The 19,346-nt window shown below is 74.3% G+C and carries 1 protein-coding gene; it reads left to right on the top strand.

All coding sequences use genetic code 11. The features are described 5' to 3' along the window. Window positions 1–108 precede the first annotated feature (108 nt). Window positions 109–19,194 (top strand): type I polyketide synthase, encoded by a 19,086-nt coding sequence (locus AC07A4_RS06135; protein WP_478593642.1) that lies wholly within the window; start codon window positions 109–111, stop codon window positions 19,192–19,194. Window positions 19,195–19,346: the final 152 nt, after the last annotated feature.

Genomic DNA, 19,346 nt, shown 5'->3' with positions numbered 1-19,346 from the left:
CCCGCCGTCCGCCCCGCCGTCCGCACTGCTGTCCCTCCCGCTGGCAGTCCCGCTGCCCGCCCCGCCGTCTGCACCGCTGCCCGCACCGCTGTAAGGAGCGCACGCTAAATGGAGAACGAGAACAAGCTCCGCGACTACCTCAAGCGGGCGACCACCGACCTGCGCAACGCCCGCCGGCGCCTGCGCGAGGTCGAGGAGCGGGAGCACGAGCCCATCGCGATCATCGGGATGAGCTGCCGCTACCCCGGCGGCGTCGCGTCGCCGGAGGACCTGTGGCGCCTGGTCGCCGACGGCGGGGACGCCGTGGTGGAGTTCCCCGCCGACCGCGGCTGGGACGCCGACGCCCTCTACGACCCCGACCCGGAGCACGCGGGCACGTCCATCACCCGCCACGGCGGCTTCCTCCAGGGCGCCACGGACTTCGACCCGGCGTTCTTCGGGGTCAGCCCGCGCGAGGCCCTCGCGATGGACCCGCAGCAGCGCCTCCTCCTGGAGACCTCCTGGGAGGCGTTCGAGCGCGCGGGCATCGACCCGGCGCGGGCCAGGGACTCCAAGACCGGCGTGTTCGCGGGCGTGATGTACAACGACTACGCCACGCGCCTGCCGCAGGCGCCCGACGGGTTCGAGGGCTACCTCGCCAACGGCAGCGCGGGCAGCATCGCCTCCGGCCGCGTCGCCTACACCCTCGGCCTGGTCGGGCCCGCCGTGACGGTGGACACCGCCTGCTCGTCGTCGCTGGTGGCCCTGCACCTCGCGATGGTGGCGCTCCGCCGCGACGAGTGCTCCCTCGCACTCGCGGGCGGCGCCACGTTCATGTCGACCCCGCGCACCTTCGTCGAGTACAGCAGGCAGCGCGCCCTGTCCGTGGACGGCCGCTGCAAGGCGTTCTCCGACAGCGCCGACGGCACCGGCTGGGGCGAGGGCGTCGGCATGCTCCTGGTGGAGCGGCTCTCCGACGCCCGCCGCAACGGCCACCCCGTCCTCGCGATCGTCCGCGGCTCCGCGGTGAACCAGGACGGCGCGTCCCACGGCCTGACCGCGCCGAACGGCCCGTCCCAGCAGGCGGTCATCACCCAGGCCCTCGCGAGCGCCCGCCTCACCCCGTCCGACGTGGACGCCGTCGAGGCGCACGGCACCGGCACCACCCTCGGCGACCCCATCGAGGCCCAGGCCCTCATCGCCACCTACGGTCAGGACCGCGACGCCGAACGGCCCCTGTGGCTGGGGTCGTTGAAGTCGAACATCGGCCACGCCCAGGCCGCCGCCGGGGTCGGCGGCATCATCAAGATGGTCATGGCGATGCGGCACGGCGTACTGCCAAGGACCCTGCACGTCGACGAGCCGAGCAGCCACGTCGACTGGTCGGCGGGCGCCGTGTCCCTCCTGACCGAGGACCGGGCGTGGCCGGAGACCGGCGCGCCGCGCCGCGCGGGCGTGTCGTCGTTCGGCGTCAGCGGCACGAACGCCCACGTCATCCTGGAACAGGGACCCGACACGGCCCCGGTCGCGGCCGAGGCCACCGCCCCGGCACCCGCCGTCGTACCGTGGGCGCTGTCCGCCCTGACCCCCGACGCGCTGCGCGCGCAGGCCGACCGCCTCCTGTCGGCCGTGCGGGACGCCGACGGCTTCGACGCGGCGGGTGTCGGCTTCTCCCTGGCCACGACCCGCTCCGTGTTCGAACACCGGGCCGTCGTGCTGGCCGAGGACAAGGACACCACCCTCGAACGCCTCACCGCCCTCGCCGAGGGCCGCGGCGGCCCCGGCGTCGTGGTGGGCGAGGCGGCCACCCGCCGCGTGGGCTACCTGTTCTCGGGCCAGGGCTCGCAGCGCCTCGGCATGGGGCGTGAACTGGCGGACCGTTTCCCGGTGTTCGCCGAAAAGCTGGATGAGGTACTAGACCTGCTGGCGCCCGAGGTCCGTGAGGTGCTGTTCGGCGAGGACGCCGACGCCCTCAACGAGACCGGGGTGACGCAGCCCGCGCTGTTCGCCGTCGAGGTGGCGCTGTTCCGCCTGCTCGACTCGTGGGGCGTGCGTCCCGAGGCGCTCGCGGGCCACTCGATCGGCGAGCTGGCCGCCGCGCACGTGGCGGGCGTGTGGTCCCTCGCGGACGCCGTGAAGGTCGTGTCGGCGCGCGGCGCGCTGATGCAGGCGCTGCCTTCGGGCGGCGCGATGGCCGCGATCCAGGCGTCCGAGGCCGAGGCCGTGCCCGACCTGCCGGACGACGTGGGCATCGCCGCCGTGAACGGTCCTGACTCGGTGGTCGTCTCGGGCCCGGCCGCCGCTGTGGAGGCCGTCGCGGAGCGGTGGCGCGCGGCGGGCCGCAAGGTGACGCGGCTGCGCGTCAGCCACGCGTTCCACTCCCCGCTGATGGACCCGATGCTCGACGACTTCCGCCGCGTCCTGGAGGGCGTGTCGTACGACGCGCCCGCGATCCCGATCGTGTCGACGCTGATCGGCCGCCTGGCCACGGCCGAAGAGCTGGCGTCGCCGGAGTACTGGGTGCGCCACGTACGCCAGTCGGTGCGGTTCCACGACGCGGTCGCGGCGCTCCGCGAGCACGGCGTCGACGTCTTCGTGGAGATCGGCCCCGGCGGCGTCCTGTCCGGCCTCGGACAGCTCAACGCCCCGGAGGCCGCCTTCATCCCCGCCCTGCGCGGCGACCGCCCCGAACTCGCCGCGCTGACCGCCGCCGTCGGCGGGCTCCACGTGCGCGGCGTCCCGGTGGACCTGGCCGCCTGCTTCGACGGCGACGACGCCCGCCGCGTGGACCTGCCGACGTACGCCTTCCAGCGGGAGCGCTACTGGCTGGACGCCCCGGCCGTCGGCGAGGCCGCCGCGTACATGTCTCCGGTGGAGGCGCGGTTCTGGGAGACCGTGGAAGAGGGCGAACTCGGCGACCTCGCCCGCACGTTGGGCGTGTCGTCCGACGACCCGCTGAGCGCGGTGCTGCCCCGCCTCTCCGCCTGGCGCAGGAAGCAGCGCGACCGGTCCACCGCTGACGCCTTGCGGTACGGCGTCGAGTGGCGGCCGGTGACGGCCGGGTCCCACCGCCTTGACGGCGCCTGGCTGGTCGTGGCGCCGGTCGGCGAGGACCGGGTCGAGTGGGTGCGCGAGGCGCTGGCTCGCAACGGTGCCGAGGCACGGGTCCTGCACGTCGACCCGCAGGCCGCCGACTGGGCGGAGCAGCTGAGCGAACTGCCCGTTCTCAGCGGTGTGGTCTCGCTCCTCGCGCTCGCCGACGGGGACGGTCCGGGCGTACCCGTGGGCCTGCGGGCCACCATCGCCGTGTCACGCGCGCTGGACGAAGCGGGCGTCTCGGCTCCGCTGTGGTGCCTGACGTCGGGCGCGGTGGCGACGGGCCCGGACGACGCCGTGACCAGGCTTGAGCAGTCGATGGTGTGGGGCCTCGGCCGGGTGGCCGCGCTGGAACAGCCCGGCCGCTGGGGCGGTCTGGTCGATCTGCCGGACGCGCACGACGACACGACCGGTGATCTGCTGGCCTCGGTGCTTGCCGGGTCGAGTGGCGAGGACCAGGTCGCTGTACGCGGCGGCGAGGTCCTCGGCCGCAGGCTGGCACCCGCACCCTTGGGCGACGCCCCCGTCGAGGGCTGGACGCCGCGCGGCACGGTGCTCGTCACCGGCGGCCTCGGCGCGCTGGGCGGTCATGTGGCGCGCTGGGTGGCGGCGCGCGGGGCCGAGCACGTGGTCCTCGCCAGCCGCCGCGGCCAGGCCGCCGAAGGCGCCACGGAACTGGAGGCCGAACTCGTCGAGCTGGGCGTACGGGTGACGCTCGCGGCCTGTGACGTGGCGGACCGGGAGTCCGTCGCGGCGCTGCTGCACAGCCTCCCGGAGCTGACCGCGGTCGTCCACACGGCGGGCGTCGAGCGTCCGGCAGCCCTCGCCGACCTCGACCCGACCGACCTGGGCGCGTTCGCCGACGTACTGGCGGCGAAGGCCGACGGCGCCCGCCACCTGCACGAGCTGCTCGCCGACACACCGCTGGACGCGTTCGTGCTGTTCTCGTCGATCGCCGGTGTGTGGGGCAGCGGCGGGCAGGCCGCCTACGGCGCGGCGAACGCCTACCTGGACGCCCTGGCCGAGCACCGCAGGGCTGCGGGCCTGCCCGCCACGGCCGTGGCGTGGGGCCCGTGGGGCGGCGGCGGCATGGTCGCGGACTCCGGGCAGGCCGCGCACCTGCGGCGCAGGGGCCTGAACACGATGTCCCCCGAAGCGGCGCTCGCCGGTCTCGGCGCGGCCGTCGACAACGGCGACGCGACGGTCACCCTCGCCGACGTCGACTGGGACCGGTTCGCGGGCACGTTCATGGCGCGGCGCCCGAGCGCGCTGCTCAGCGAACTCCCCGCCGTACGCGCCGCGTTCGACGCCACGGCACCGGAGCGGGGTTCCTCGGCGCTGGCACAGCGGCTCGCCGGGCTCGACGAGGCCGAGCAGGAGCGGCAGCTGACCGACCTCGTCCGTTACGAGGCGGCGGCGGTCCTCGGCCATGTGTCCGGCGACGCGTTCTCCGCGAACCGCGCCTTCCGGGAGCTGGGCTTCGACTCGCTGACGGCGGTCGAGCTGCGCTCCCGCCTGAGCGAGGCCACGGGCGTCGCCCTGCCCTCGACGCTCGTCTTCGACTACCCGACCGCCGCCGAACTCGCCGCGTACCTGCGCACCGAACTGTCCGGCGCGAGCGTGAACTTCGACCCCGCCGCGCCCACGGCCGTGGCGGGCCCGGCCGACGAGCCGATCGCGATCGTGTCGATGGCCTGCCGTTTCCCGGGCGGCGTGGCGAGCCCTGAGGACCTGTGGCGGGTGCTCCTGACCGGCGGCGACGCGGTCGCGGACTTCCCGAACGACCGTGGCTGGGACCTGGAGGCGCTGTACGACCCCACTGCCGAGCGCACGGGCACCTCGTACAGCCGCAAGGGCGCCTTCCTCGACCAGGTCGCGGACTTCGACCCGGCGTTCTTCGGCATCTCGCCCCGCGAGGCCCTTGCCATGGACCCGCAGCAGCGACTCCTCCTGGAAACCTCCTGGGAGGCCTTCGAGCGGGCGGGCATCGACCCCGACTCGCTGCGGGGCAGCCGCTCCGGCGTGTTCGTCGGCACCAACGGCCAGGACTACACGACGCTGATGATGTCCGCGCCGGACAGCGTCGAGGGCTACTTCGGCACCGGCAGCGCGGCGAGCGTCATCTCCGGCCGCCTCTCCTACACCTTCGGCCTCGAAGGCCCGGCCGTGACCGTGGACACGGCGTGCTCGTCGTCGCTCGTGGCGCTGCACCTGGCGGTACAGGCGCTGCGGTCGGGCGAGTGCGAGCTGGCGCTCGCGGGCGGCGTGACGGTGATGTCGACGCCCGCCGCGTTCGTGGAGTTCAGCAAGCAGCGCGGCCTTTCCGTGGACGGCCGCTGCAAGGCGTTCGGCGCGGACGCGGACGGCACCGGCTGGGGTGAGGGCATCGGCATGCTCGTCGTCGAGCGGCTCTCCGACGCCCAGCGCAACGGCCACCAGGTCCTCGCGGTGGTCCGTGGCTCGGCGGTCAACCAGGATGGCGCGTCCAACGGCCTGACGGCCCCGAACGGTCCGTCCCAGCAGCGGGTGATCCGCCAGGCCCTGGCCAGCGCGGGCCTCGCCCCCGCCGACGTGGACGCGGTCGAGGCCCACGGCACCGGAACGCGCCTCGGTGACCCGATCGAAGCGCAGGCCCTGCTCGCCACGTACGGCCAGGACCGTGACGCCGAACGGCCGCTGTGGCTCGGCTCGGTCAAGTCCAACATCGGCCACACACAGGCCGCCGCCGGTGTGGCGGGCGTCATCAAGATGGTCATGGCGATGCGCCACGGCATCCTGCCCCGCACGCTCCATGTCGACGAGCCGTCGCCGCACGTCGACTGGTCGGCGGGTGCGGTGGAGCTGCTCGCCGACGAGCGCGAGTGGCCCGCTGCGGACCGGCCGTGGCGGGCGGGTGTGTCGTCGTTCGGCTTCAGCGGTACGAACGCCCACGTCGTCATCGAGCAGGCCCCCGTGGCCGCCGAGCCCGAGCACGCCCCGGAGCCGCTGCCCGCCGGTGCCGTCGTCCCGTGGCCGCTGTCGGCCAAGACCCCCGAGGCGCTGCGCGAGCAGGCAGCGCGGCTCAAGTCCCTCGTGGACGAGTCGCCGGAGCTGCCGGTGGCGGACGTCGGCCGCGCCCTGGCCTTCTCGCGCGCGGTGCTGGAACACCGCGCGGTGGTCGTCGCCGCCGAACCCGCCGAGTTCCAGTCGGCGCTGGCCGCCCTCGCCGAGGGGCGGACCGGCCCGGGCGTGGCACTCGGCGAGGCGGACCCGCACCAGGTGGGTTTCCTGTTCTCGGGCCAGGGCTCGCAGCGCCTTGGCATGGGGCGTGAACTGGCGGTCCGTTTCCCGGTGTTCGCCGAAGCCCTGGAGGAGGTGCTTGATCTCCTGGCACCTGAGGTCCGTGAGGTGCTGTTCGGTGAGGACGCTGAGGCGCTGAATGAGACGGGGGTGACGCAGCCCGCGTTGTTCGCGGTGGAGGTGGCGTTGTTCCGTCTCCTTGAGTCGTGGGGTGTACGGCCGGATGTGCTGGCCGGGCATTCGATTGGTGAGCTGGCTGCCGCGCATGTGGCGGGCGTGTGGTCTCTCGCGGATGCCGTGAAGGTGGTGTCGGCCCGTGCTGGGCTGATGCAGGCGCTGCCTGAGGGTGGCGCGATGGTGGCGATCCAGGCGACGGAGGATGAGGTCGCGGCGGAGCTGCCGGAGACCGTAGGGATCGCGGCGGTCAACGGCCCGTCGTCGATCGTCGTCTCGGGTGTCGCCGCTGATGTGGAGGCTGTTGGGGAGAGGTGGCGCGAGGCGGGCCGCAAGGTCACCAAGCTCCGTGTCAGCCACGCTTTCCACTCGCCGCTGATGGACCCGATGCTCGACGACTTCCGCGCGGTGCTTGATGGCGTGTCGTACGAGGCGCCCGCGATACCCATCGTGTCGACGCTGACGGGCCGTTCGGCTTCGGCGGAGGAGCTGGCGTCGGCGGAGTACTGGGTGCGGCACGTGCGTGAGGCGGTGCGGTTCGCCGATGCCGTGAGCACCCTGGCCGCTGACGGTGTCGGCACGTTCGTGGAGGTCGGGCCGGGTGGCGTGCTGTCCGCGCTTGGCCGGGAGTCCGCGCCGGACGCGGTCTTCGTACCCGTACTGCGTGGTGATCGCCCGGAGGCGACGGCCGTCACGACGGCTGCGGGACAGCTGCATGTGCGCGGTGTCCGCGTGGACTGGGAGGCGTTCCTCGTCGAACGAGGTTCGCGGTGGGTGGACCTGCCGACGTACGCGTTCCAGCGGGAGCGCTACTGGCTGGACGCCGCTGCCGCCGACGCGGGTGCCGAGCGGTTGTCTCCGGCGGAGGCGCGGTTCTGGGAGGTCGTCGAGGAGGGCGATGTCGCCGACTTCGCCCGCACCCTGGATGTGTCGTCGGACGACCCGCTGAGCGCGGTGCTGCCTCGGTTGTCCGAGTGGCGCAAGGAGCAGCGGGACCGGTCCACGGCCGATGGCTGGCGGTACGGGGTCGAGTGGCAGCCGGTGGCGGCTGGAGCCGGTCAGCTCGATGGCACGTGGCTGGTCGTGGCGCTGGTGGGTGAGGAGCGGGCCGAGTGGGTGCGCGACGAGCTGACCCGCAACGGCGCAGAGGCGCGGGTCCTGCGCGTGGACGCGGATGCCGCCGATTGGGCGGAACAGCTGCGTGAACTGCCCGTTCTCAGCGGTGTGGTCTCGCTGCTCGGGCTTGCGGACGCCGGTGCCGTTCTCACGACCGGGCTGCTGCGGGCGCTGACGGACGCGGGTGTGTCGGCTCCGTTGTGGTGCCTGACGTCGGGTGCGGTGGCTGCGGGTCCGGATGACGTTGTGGCTGGGTTTGAGCAGTCGATGGTGTGGGGTCTGGGCCGGGTGGCCGCGCTGGAGCGGCCGGGCCGCTGGGGCGGTCTGGTCGATCTGCCGGAGGCGCACGACGACGAGTCGACTGGTGACTTGTTGGTCTCGGTGCTTGCCGGGGTGAGTGGTGAGGATCAGGTCGCTGTACGCGGTGGCCGGGTGCTCGGTCGCAGGCTGGTGCCGGCGCCATTGGGTGAGGTGTCGGGGGCTGGTTGGTCGCCGCGTGGGACGGTGCTTGTCACCGGTGGTCTTGGTGCTCTGGGTGGTCATGTGGCGCGGTGGCTTGCGGGGCAGGGGGCTGAGCATCTGGTGCTGGCCAGCCGTCGTGGCGGCGAGGCCGAGGGTGCTTCGGAACTGGCGGCTGAGCTGGGCGAGTTGGGCGTACGGGTGACGTTCGCGGCCTGTGACATGGCGGACCGGGAGTCCGTCGCGGCGCTGCTGGACAGCCTTCCGGAACTCGACGCTGTGGTGCACGCGGCGGGCATCGAGCGGTCGGCCACCCTCGCCGACCTCGACCCGGACGACCTCGCTGACGTACTGGCGGCGAAGGCCGACGGTGCCCGCAACCTGCACGAGTTGCTCGCCGACACGTCGTTGGACGCGTTCGTGCTGTTCTCGTCGATCGCTGGTGTGTGGGGGAGCAGTGGGCAGGGCGCGTACGCGGCTGCCAACGCCTACCTGGACGCGCTGGCCGAGCACCGCAGGGCTTCAGGCCTTCCCGCCACGGCCGTGGCGTGGGGCCCGTGGGGCGGCGGCGGCATGGTCGCCACCGCCGAACAGGCCGCGCTGCTGCACCGCTGGGGCCTGTCGACGATGACTCCCGCCGTGGCGATCGCGGGCCTGGCCACGGCGGTGGAGCGTGGTGACGGGAACGTCGTGGTCGCCGATGTGGACTGGGAGCGGTTCGCGGGTACGTTCATGGCGCAGCGCCCGAGCGCGCTGCTGAGTGAACTCCCGGCCGTACGCGCCGCGTTCGAGGCCACGACGGTGGATCAGGGTTCGTCGGAACTGGCGCGGCGGCTCGCTGGGCTTGACGAGGCGGAGCAGGAGCGGCAGCTGACCGACCTGGTCCGGTACGAGGCTGCGGCGGTCCTCGGCCATGTGTCGGCCGACGCTTTCTCCGCGACACGAGCCTTCAAGGACCTGGGCTTCGACTCGCTGACGGCGGTCGAGCTGCGCTCCCGCCTGAGCGAGGCCACAGGCGTCGCCCTGCCCGCGACCCTGGTCTTCGACTACCCGACCGCCGCCGAACTCGCCGCGTACCTGCGCACCGAACTGTCCGGCGCGGGCGTGGACTTCGACCCCACCGCGCCCACGGCCGTGGCGGGCCCGGCCGACGAGCCGATCGCGATCGTGTCGATGTCGTGCCGGTTCCCCGGCGGCGTGGCGAGCCCGGAAGACCTGTGGCGGGTGCTCCTCGCGGGCGGCGACGCGGTGGTGGACTTCCCGGCCGACCGTGGCTGGGACGTGGAGGCGCTGTACGACCCCGACCCGGACTCCGTGGGCACCACGTATCTGCGGTCGGGCGCCTTCCTGGCGGACGTGAGCGGATTCGACGCGGGCTTCTTCGGCATCTCACCGCGCGAGGCCCTCGCCATGGACCCGCAGCAGCGCCTCCTCCTGGAAACCTCCTGGGAACTCCTGGAACGGGCGGGCATCGACCCGGCTTCGCTGCGCGGCGAGCGCGTCGGCGTGTTCGTCGGCTCCAACGCCCAGGACTACGGGCTCGTCCTGGGCGAGGCCGCCGAGGACGTCGGCGGCTACATGGCGACCGGCAACGCGGCCAGCGTGGCCTCCGGCCGCCTCTCCTACACCTTCGGCTTCGAGGGCCCGGCCGTCACCGTCGACACGGCGTGCTCGTCGTCGCTGGTGGCGCTGCACCTGGCGGTGCAGGCGCTGCGGTCGGGGGAGTGCTCGCTGGCCCTGGCGGGCGGTGTGACGGTGATGTCGACGCCGGGTGCGTTCATCGAGTTCAGCCGCCAGCGCGGCCTTTCGCTGGACGGCCGCTGCAAGGCGTTCGCCGCCGCCGCCGACGGCACGAGCTGGGGCGAGGGCGTGGGCATGCTGTTCGTGGAGCGCCTGTCGGACGCGCAGCGTAACGGCCACCAGGTGCTCGCGGTGGTCCGTGGCTCGGCGGTCAACCAGGACGGCGCGTCCAACGGCCTGACGGCCCCGAACGGCCCGTCCCAGCAGCGGGTGATCCGCCAGGCCCTGGCCAGCGCGGGCCTCACTCCCGCCGACGTGGACGCGGTCGAGGCACATGGTACGGGCACCAAGCTCGGCGACCCGATCGAGGCGCAGGCGCTGCTCGCCACGTACGGCCAGGACCGGCCCGAAGGCCAGCCGCTGTGGCTGGGTTCGGTGAAGTCGAACATCGGTCACACGCAGGCGGCTGCCGGTGTGGCGGGTGTGATCAAGATGGTCATGGCGATGCGTCACGGCGTCCTGCCTCGCACGCTCCACGTGGACGAGCCGTCGCCGCACGTCGACTGGTCGGCGGGCGCGGTGGAACTGCTGACGCAGGACCGCGCGTGGCCGGAGACAGGCCGGCCGTGGCGGGCGGGTGTGTCGTCGTTCGGGTTCAGCGGTACGAACGCGCACGCCGTCATCGAGCAAGCCCCTGCCGTCGAGCCGGAGAAGGCCCCCGAGCAGACGTACGACGGCCTGGTGCCGTGGGTGCTTTCGGCGGGCGACGAGAACGCGCTGCGCGGCCAGGCGGAGCGCCTGCTCGCCCTCGCGGACACGCACGCACCCGTCGACATCGCCTACTCCCTCGCGACATCACGGACGGCCCTCGACCACCGCGCGGTGGTCGTCGCCGCCGAGCCCGCCGCGTTCCTGTCGGCGCTCGCCGCGCTCGCCGAGGGACGTGAAGAACCGGGCGTCGTGGTGGGCGCGGCAGCCGCCCACCGGGTGGGCTTCCTGTTCTCGGGCCAGGGCTCGCAGCGTCTTGGCATGGGCCGTGAACTGGCGGACCGGTTCCCGGTGTTCGCCGAAAAGTTGGATGAGGTGCTGGATCTCCTGGCGCCTGAGGTCCGTGAGGTGCTGTTCGGTGAGGACGCTGAGGCGCTGAATGAGACCGGGGTGACGCAGCCCGCGCTCTTCGCGGTCGAGGTGGCGCTGTTCCGTCTGCTCGAGTCGTGGGGTGTGCGTCCTGACGTACTCGCCGGGCATTCGATCGGCGAGCTCGCGGCCGCGCATGTGTCTGGTGTGTGGTCCCTCGCTGACGCCGTGAAGGTGGTGTCGGCCCGTGCCGGGCTGATGCAGGCGCTGCCTGAGGGCGGTGCGATGGTCGCCATCCAGGCGACCGAGGATGAGGTGGCGGCGGAGCTGCCGGAGACCGTTGGTGTCGCGGCGGTGAATGGGCCGTCGTCCATCGTCGTCTCTGGTGTCGCCGCTGATGTGGACGCTGTTGGCGAGCGGTGGCGTGCGGCGGGCCGCAAGGTCACCAAGCTGCGGGTGAGCCACGCGTTCCACTCTCCGTTGATGGACCCGATGCTCGACGACTTCCGCGCGGTACTTGAGAGCGTGTCGTACGACGCGCCCTCCATCCCCATCGTGTCCACGCTGACCGGCGCCCGGGCCACCGCTGAAGAGCTGTGCTCGCCGGAGTACTGGGTGCGGCACGTGCGCGAGGCGGTGCGGTTCGCCGACGCCGTGAGCGCGTCGCGGGACGAGGGTGTGACCGCGTTCGTGGAGATCGGGCCCGGCGGGACGCTGACCGCGCTCGGTCTGGGCAGCGCGCCCGACGCGGTGTTCCTGCCCGCGCTGCGCGCGGACAGGGCCGAGGAGGCCGCCCTGCTCACCACGGTCGCCGCGCTGCACGCGCGCGGCGTGGCCGTCGACTGGAGCGCCTGGTTCGCGGGCAGCGGAGCCCGGCGCGTCGACCTGCCCACCTACGCCTTCCAGCACCAGCGGTACTGGATGGACACCAAGCCCGGCGGGAACGAGGCCGCGCCCGACGCGGCCGAGGCGGAGTTCTGGGCCGCCGTCGACAGCGAGGAGGCGACCGCGCTCGCGTCGTCCCTCGGCGTCAGCGACGACGAGACCACCGACTCGCTCCGCGCCGTCCTTCCGCTCCTCGCGTCGTGGCGGCGCCAGAGCCGCGAGAAGTCCACGGTCGACAAGTGGCGTTACACCGTCGACTGGAAGGCCGTCGGCCACCAGGCCGTCACGCCTCCCGCGGGCACCTGGCTCGCCGTGACGCCCGCGGGCGACGAGCGCGCCGCCGCGCTTGCCGAGTCGCTGACCGGCCAGGGCCTCACGCTCCTCGCGCTGCCCGTGGCCGGGGCCGACCGCGAGGGCCTGGCCGACGCGCTGCGCGCGGCCGTCGCGGGCGCCGAGATCAGCGGCGTCCTCTCGCTCCTCGCGTTCGACGAGTCGCCGCACCCCGACCACCCCGCCGTGCCGAACGGCGTCGCGGCCACCCTCGCGCTGCTCCAGGCGCTCGGCGACACGGACGTACGAGCACCGCTGTGGTGCGTGACGTCGGGCGCGGTGTCGGCGGGCGCGGAGGACGCGGTCGCGGGATACGCGCAGTCCATGGTGTGGGGCCTTGGCCGGGCCGCCGCGCTGGAACACCCCGACCGCTGGGGCGGCCTTGTCGACCTGCCGCAGACGGTGGACGAGCCCGTGGCCGCACGGCTGTGCGGCCTCCTTGGCGGAGCGGAGGACCAGGTCGCCGTCCGCGCGTCCGGCGTCCTCGCCCGGCGGCTGCGCCGCGCCGCGCCGACCGCCGCGGGCCTCGCCTGGACGCCCCGCGGCACGGCCCTGGTGACCGGCGGTCTCGGCGCCCTCGGAGCGCGGGCCGCCCGCTGGCTCGCCGCGCACGGAGCCGAGCACATCGTCCTGGTCAGCAGGCGCGGCCCCGACGCCGCAGGCGCGGCGGAACTGGACGCCGAACTCGCTGACCTCGGCGCCCGCGTCACGGTCGCCGCCGTCGACATCGCCGACAGGGACGGCCTCGCCGCGCTCCTCGACGACCTGGCCGCCGCCGGTGACCCGGTCCGCGCCGTCGTCCACACCGCCGGGCTCAACGACAGCGTCCCCGCCGACGAGACGGACCTCGCGCGCTTCGCGGACGTGGTCACCGCCAAGGTGGCGGGCGCCGCCCACCTGCACGAACTCCTCGCCGACACGCCCCTCGACGCGTTCCTCTCCTACTCCTCGATCGCCGGGATCTGGGGCAGCGGCGGCCAGCTCGCCTACAGCGCCGCCAACGCCTACCTCGACGCGCTCACCGAACACCGCGCCTCGCTCGGCCTGCCCGGTACCACCGTGGCCTGGGGCCCCTGGGGCGGCGGCGGCATGGCCGACGACGAGGCGCGACGGCAGCTGTCCCGGCGCGGGCTCCCGGCCCTGCCGCCCGAACCCGCGGTGAGCGCCCTCGCCGACGCCGTCGGCGGCGGGACGCCGACCACCGTCGTCGCGGACGTCGACTGGGAGCGGTTCGCCCCCGCGTTCACCATCGGCAGGCCCAGCCCGCTGCTCGCCGACCTGGCCGAGGCGCGCGACGCGATCGCCGCCCAGGCCGACCGGCCGGGCGCGCCCCATGGATCCGGTGCCGCCGACGAGGACGGCGCCGCGCTGCGCCGCCTCCTCACCGGCCTCGACCCCGAGCGGCAGCGGGACGCGGTGCGCGGCCTCGTCGTCACGGAGGCCGCCGCCGTCCTGGGGCACACCTCGACCGGCGCCGTGGACCCCGACCGGGCCTTCCGCGACCTGGGCTTCGACTCGCTGACCGCCGTGGAACTGCGCAACCGCCTCACCACCGCGTCCGGCCTGACCCTGCCCGCCACCGTCGTCTTCGACTACCCCAGCCCCGCCGCGCTCGCCGCCCACCTGCTGTCGGAGGTCCAGGAACCGCTCGGCGGGCCCCTCCCCACGCCCGGCACCACCGCTCCCGGCACCACCGACGAACCCATCGCGATCGTGGCGATGGCCTGCCGCTACCCCGGCGGCGTGACGAGCCCCGAAGAGCTGTGGCAGGTGCTCCTGGCGGGCGGCGACGCGGTGTCGCGGTTCCCGGACGACCGCGGCTGGGACCTGGAGGCGCTGTACGACCCGGACCCCGAAGGGGTGGGCACGTCCTACAGCCGCAGCGGCGCCTTCCTCGACCGCGTGGCCGACTTCGACGCGGGCTTCTTCGGCATCTCGCCGCGCGAGGCCCTCGCCATGGACCCGCAGCAGCGCCTCCTCCTCGAAACCTCCTGGGAGACCTTCGAGCGCGCCGGACTCGACCCGAACGCGCTGCGCGGCGAGCGGATCGGCGTGTTCGTCGGCTCGAACGTGCAGGACTACGGACTCGTCCTCGAAGGGGCCGCCGAGGACGTGGGCGGGCACGTGGCGACGGGCAGCGCGGCCAGCGTCATGTCCGGCCGCCTCTCCTACACCTACGGCCTCGAAGGACCCGCCGTCACCGTCGACACGGCCTGCTCGTCGTCGCTTGTCGCCCTGCACCTCGCCGTGCAGGCGCTGCACCAGGGCGAGTGTGAACTGGCCCTGGCGGGCGGTGTCACGGTGATGTCGACGCCGGGCGCGTTCATCGAGTTCAGCCGCCAGCGCGGCCTGTCCGTCGACGGCCGCTGCAAGGCCTTCGCCGACGCCGCCGACGGCACCGGCTGGGGCGAGGGCATCGGCATGCTCCTCGTCGAACGCCTCTCCGACGCCGAGCGCAACGGCCACCAGGTCCTCGCCGTCGTACGGGGCTCGGCCGTCAACCAGGACGGCGCCTCCAACGGCCTCACCGCCCCCAACGGGCCCGCGCAGCAGCGCGTCATCCGCCAGGCCCTCGCCAGCGCGGGCCTCACCTCGGCGGATGTGGACGCGGTGGAGGCGCACGGTACGGGTACGAAGCTGGGCGACCCGATCGAGGCGCAGGCCCTGCTCGCCACGTACGGCCAGGACCGGCCCGACGACCAGCCGCTGTGGCTCGGCTCGATCAAGTCCAACCTCGGCCACACCCAGGCCGCCGCCGGAGTCGCCGGTGTGATCAAGATGGTCCTCGCGATGCGCCACGGCGTGCTGCCCCGCACCCTCCACGTCGACGCCCCGTCCTCGCACGTCGACTGGTCCGCGGGCGCGGTGCGCCTGCTCACCGACCAGCGCGACTGGCCCGCCGTGGACCGGCCGTGGCGCGCGGGCGTGTCCTCGTTCGGATTCAGCGGTACGAACGCGCACACCGTCATCGAGCAGGCCCCCCGGACGACACCGGACGAGACCGGACCCGCACCGGCGGGCGTCGTCCCGTGGGTGCTGACCGCGCGCTCCGGCGATGCCCTGCGGGAACAGGCGGCCCGGCTCCGGGAGGAGTGCGCCCGCCAGCCGGGCCTGCCCGTCGCCGACGTCGCCCACGCGCTGCGCTCCCGCGCCACGTTCGACCACCGGGCCGTCGTGGTGGGCCAGGACCAGGAGGAGTTCCTCTCCGGTCTCACCGCCCTCGCCGACGGCCGCGAGGCCCCGAACGTCGTCACCGGCGTGGCCGACCAGCGCGGCACCGGCCCGGTGTTCGTGTTCCCCGGCCACGGCTCGCAGTGGCTCGGCATGGCGGGCGACCTGCTGGAATCCTCGCCGGAGTTCCGGACCCGCATGGAGGAGTGCGCCGCCGCGCTCGAGGAGTTCGTCGACTGGTCGCTCCTCGACGCGATCCACGACCCCGCCCTCATGGAACGCCTCGACGTCGTCCAGCCCGCCCTGTTCGCGGTGATGGTGTCGCTGGCCGCGACCTGGCGGTCGTGGGGCGTCGAGCCCAGCGCCGTCCTCGGCCACTCCCAGGGCGAGATCGCCGCGGCCTGCGTCGCGGGCGCCCTGACCCTGCAGGACGCCGCCCGGCTCGTCGTCCTGCGCAGCGGAGCCCTCGCGGCGCTGTCCGGGCAGGGCGGCATGGTGTCGGTCGCGCTGCCCGTGGCCGACGTACGGGAGCTGATCGCCCGCTGGGAAGGACAGCTCGCCGTCGGCGTCGTCAACGGACCCGCCTCCGTCGTCGTCTCCGGAGACCTCGACGCGCTCGACGAACTCCTTCAGGACTGCGCCGGGAACGGCGTGTGGGCACGGCGCGTCCTCGCCGACTACGCCCCCCACTCCCACCACGTCGAACGGATCGAGGGGCGCCTCCTGGAAGGCCTCGCGGACGTGTCGCCGCGCCCCGCCGACGTGCCGTACTACTCCCCGCTGACCGGCGGCTGGCTGGACACCCGCGAGCTGGACGCCGCCTACTGGTACCGGAGCCTGCGGCAGACCGTCGAGTTCGCCGACGCCGTCTCCACCCTGGCGGCGGACGGGTTCACGGCGTTCGTCGAAGTGAGCCCGCACCCCGTCCTCGTGGCGGGCCTGGGCGAACTCACCGGCCCCGAAGGCATCGTCGTCGGCTCCCTGCGACGCGGGGACGGCGGCCTGACCCGGCTCCTGTCCGCCGCGGCCGGCCTGTTCGCCCGCGGCGGCCAGGTGGAGTGGCGGACGTCCGGCACGCGCCGCGTCGACCTGCCGACCTACCCGTTCCAGCGCACCCGCTTCTGGCCCACGACGACGCACACCGCCTCCGGCGACGTCACCTCCGCGGGACTCGGCCGCGTCGACCACCCCGTGCTCGCCGCCGTCACCGAACTCGCCGACTCCCAGAGCCTCGTGTTCAGCGGCAGGCTGTCCCCGCGCACCCACCCCTGGCTCTCCGACTACCGCGTCCTCGGCTCCGCGGTGCTCCCCGGCGCCGCCTACGTCGACCTTGCGCTGCGCGCCGGTGACCACGTCGGCTGCGCCTCCCTGGACGACCTGGTCCTGGAGACACCCCTGGTCCTTCCCGAACGGGACGGCGTCCAGGTGCGGCTCAGCCTCGCCGGACCGGACGCCACCGACAGGCGCGCCTTCACCGTGGACTCCCGGGGCGACGACGGCGGCGACTGGACCCGCCACGCCACCGGCGCCCTGACCGAGCGGGCACAACCCGTCACCGACACCCTCGTCGCCTGGCCGCCGAGCGAAGCCGAACCGGTCGACCTCGACGGGCACTACGCCACCGTCGCCGCCTCCGGCCTCGACCACGGCCCCGCCTTCCAGGGCCTGCGCGCCGCCTGGCGCAAGGGCGACGAGGTGTTCGCGGAAGCGGCCCTGCCCGAAGGACTCGCGGACGACGGCTTCGGCCTGCACCCCGCGCTCCTGGACACGGCCCTGCACGCCGTCGGCCTCGGCGTCAGCTCCGCGGGACTCCCGTTCTCGTGGGCCGGGGTACGGCTCCTCGCGACCGGCGCGAGGGCGCTGCGCGTCCGGCTCACGCCCGTCGGCGTGGACGCCGTGGCCGTGCTCGTCACCGACGGCACCGGCGAACCCGTCGCCGCCGTCGACGAGCTCACCCTGCGGCCCCTGTCGGCCGACCAGCTCGCCCTCGCCCGCTCCGCGCACCGCGACTCCCTGTTCACGGTGGCCTGGGCCCCGGCCCAGGACGCCGCCCCCGACAGCGGCACCTGGGCGCTGCTCGGCGGCGACACCGACGGCCTCGCCCACGCGCTCACCGCCGCGGGCCAACAGGCCGACGCACACGCCGACCTGGCCGCGCTCCTGGCCGCCCTCGACCAGGGCGCACCCGCGCCCCGGTACGTGGCCGTGACGCCCGGCGCGAGCGCGACGACCCCCCGAGCGGCCACGCACCACACCCTCGGCCTGCTCCAGCGGTGGCTCGCCGCCGACCAGCTCGCCGACTCCCAGCTCGTGCTGCTCACCAGCGGCGCCATCGCCGCCGGCCCTGACGAGGACGTACCGGACCTGGTGCGCGCCCCCGTGTGGGGCCTGGTGCGCTCGGCGCAGTCGGAGCACCCGACCCGGTTCGTCCTGGTCGACACGGACGGCGACGAGCGGTCGCTGCGCGGCCTTCCCGCCGCCGTGGCGAGCGGAGAGCCGCAGCTCGCGATCAGGGGCGGAGCCACCACGGCGCCACGGCTCGCCCGGCTCGCCGTCCCGGCGAACGCCCCCGCCCCGGAGGCCTTCGCCCCCGACGGCACGGTACTGATCACCGGCGGGCTCGGCGTGCTCGGCGGCCTGACCGCCCGGCACCTCGTCTCCCACCACGGCGTACGCGACCTCGTCCTGACCGGAAGGCGCGGCACGGCCACGCCGGGCGCGGCGGAACTGCGCCAAGAACTGGAGGCACTCGGCGCGCGCGTCGCGGTCGCCGCCTGCGACGTCAGCGACCGCGACGCGGTCGCCGCGCTCCTCGCGGAGCACCCCGTGACCGCCGTCGTGCACACCGCGGGCGTCCTGGACGACGGCGTCATCGAGTCCCTCACCCCGGAGCACATCGACGCCGTGCTCCGCCCGAAGGCCGACGCCGCACAGCACCTGCACGAGCTGACCCAGGGCCGCGACCTCACCGCGTTCGTCCTGTTCTCCGCGGCCGCCGGTGTGTTCGGCGGCCCAGGGCAGGGCAACTACGCGGCCGCCAACGCCTACCTCGACGCGCTCGCCCACCACCGCCGCGCCGCGGGGCTGCCCGCGACGTCACTGGCCTGGGGCCTGTGGGCCGAGGCCAGCGGCATCACCGGCCACCTCGACGACGCCGACGTGCAGCGCATGGCGCGCGGTGGCATGGTCCCGCTGGCCAACGAGGACGGCATGGCGCTGTTCGACGCGGCCCGCGCCACCGGCGCCGCGACGGCGGTGCCCGCCGCGATCGACCTGGCGGCGCTGCGCGCCCACCCGGAGCGGGTGCGGCCGCTGCTGCGCGGCCTGGTTCCCACCCCCGCCCGCAGGACCGCGCGGTCCGGCGAGGACTCCGGCGCGGTCCCGCTTGCCCAGCGCCTCGCGGGCCTCACCGAGGCGGAGCAGGACCGGGCGCTCGTCCACCTCGTCCGCACGCACACCGCGGCCGTCCTCGGCTTCGCGGGACCGGAGGCCGTCGAGGCGGACCGGGCGTTCAAGGCGCTCGGCTTCGACTCGCTGACCGCGGTGGAGCTCCGCAACCGCCTCGACGCGGAAGTCGACGCCCGCCTGCCCGCCACCCTGGTGTTCGACCACCCCAACCCCGCGGCGCTCGCGGCGCACCTGCGCACGACGGTCCTCGCCGACCACGGCTCGCCCGCCGCCGCCGTACTCAGCGAACTCAACAGACTGTCGATCACCATGGCCAAGCTCGACCCGGACGACGCGCTGGCCGGGGACATCCGGCTGCGGCTCCGCTCGCTCCTGAACACATGGGACGAGCCGGAGCCCGAGGCTGAGACGGCCGACCTGACCTCGGCGACGCTCGACGACGTCTTCGACATCATCGACGAGGAACTCGGAAAGTCCTGATCAGCCAGCACGGCCTGGCACCCACCCCAGCCGCGGTGGTGGCTGGCACCCACCTCAGCCACCACCGCTGGTATCCACCTCAGCCACTACCGCTGGCACCCACCTCAGCCACCACGGCTGGTATCCACCCCAGGCCACCACCGCTGGCATCC

The sequence above is a fragment of the Streptomyces sp. NPDC043996 genome (assembly GCF_056435225.1).
This window is presented reverse-complemented; position numbering and strand designations above follow the sequence as displayed.

Coding starts and splice junctions, on each gene's coding strand:
- AC07A4_RS06135 (WP_478593642.1), top strand. CDS start 109: ATGGAGAACGAGAACAAGCTCCGCGACTACCTCAAGCGGGCGACCACC.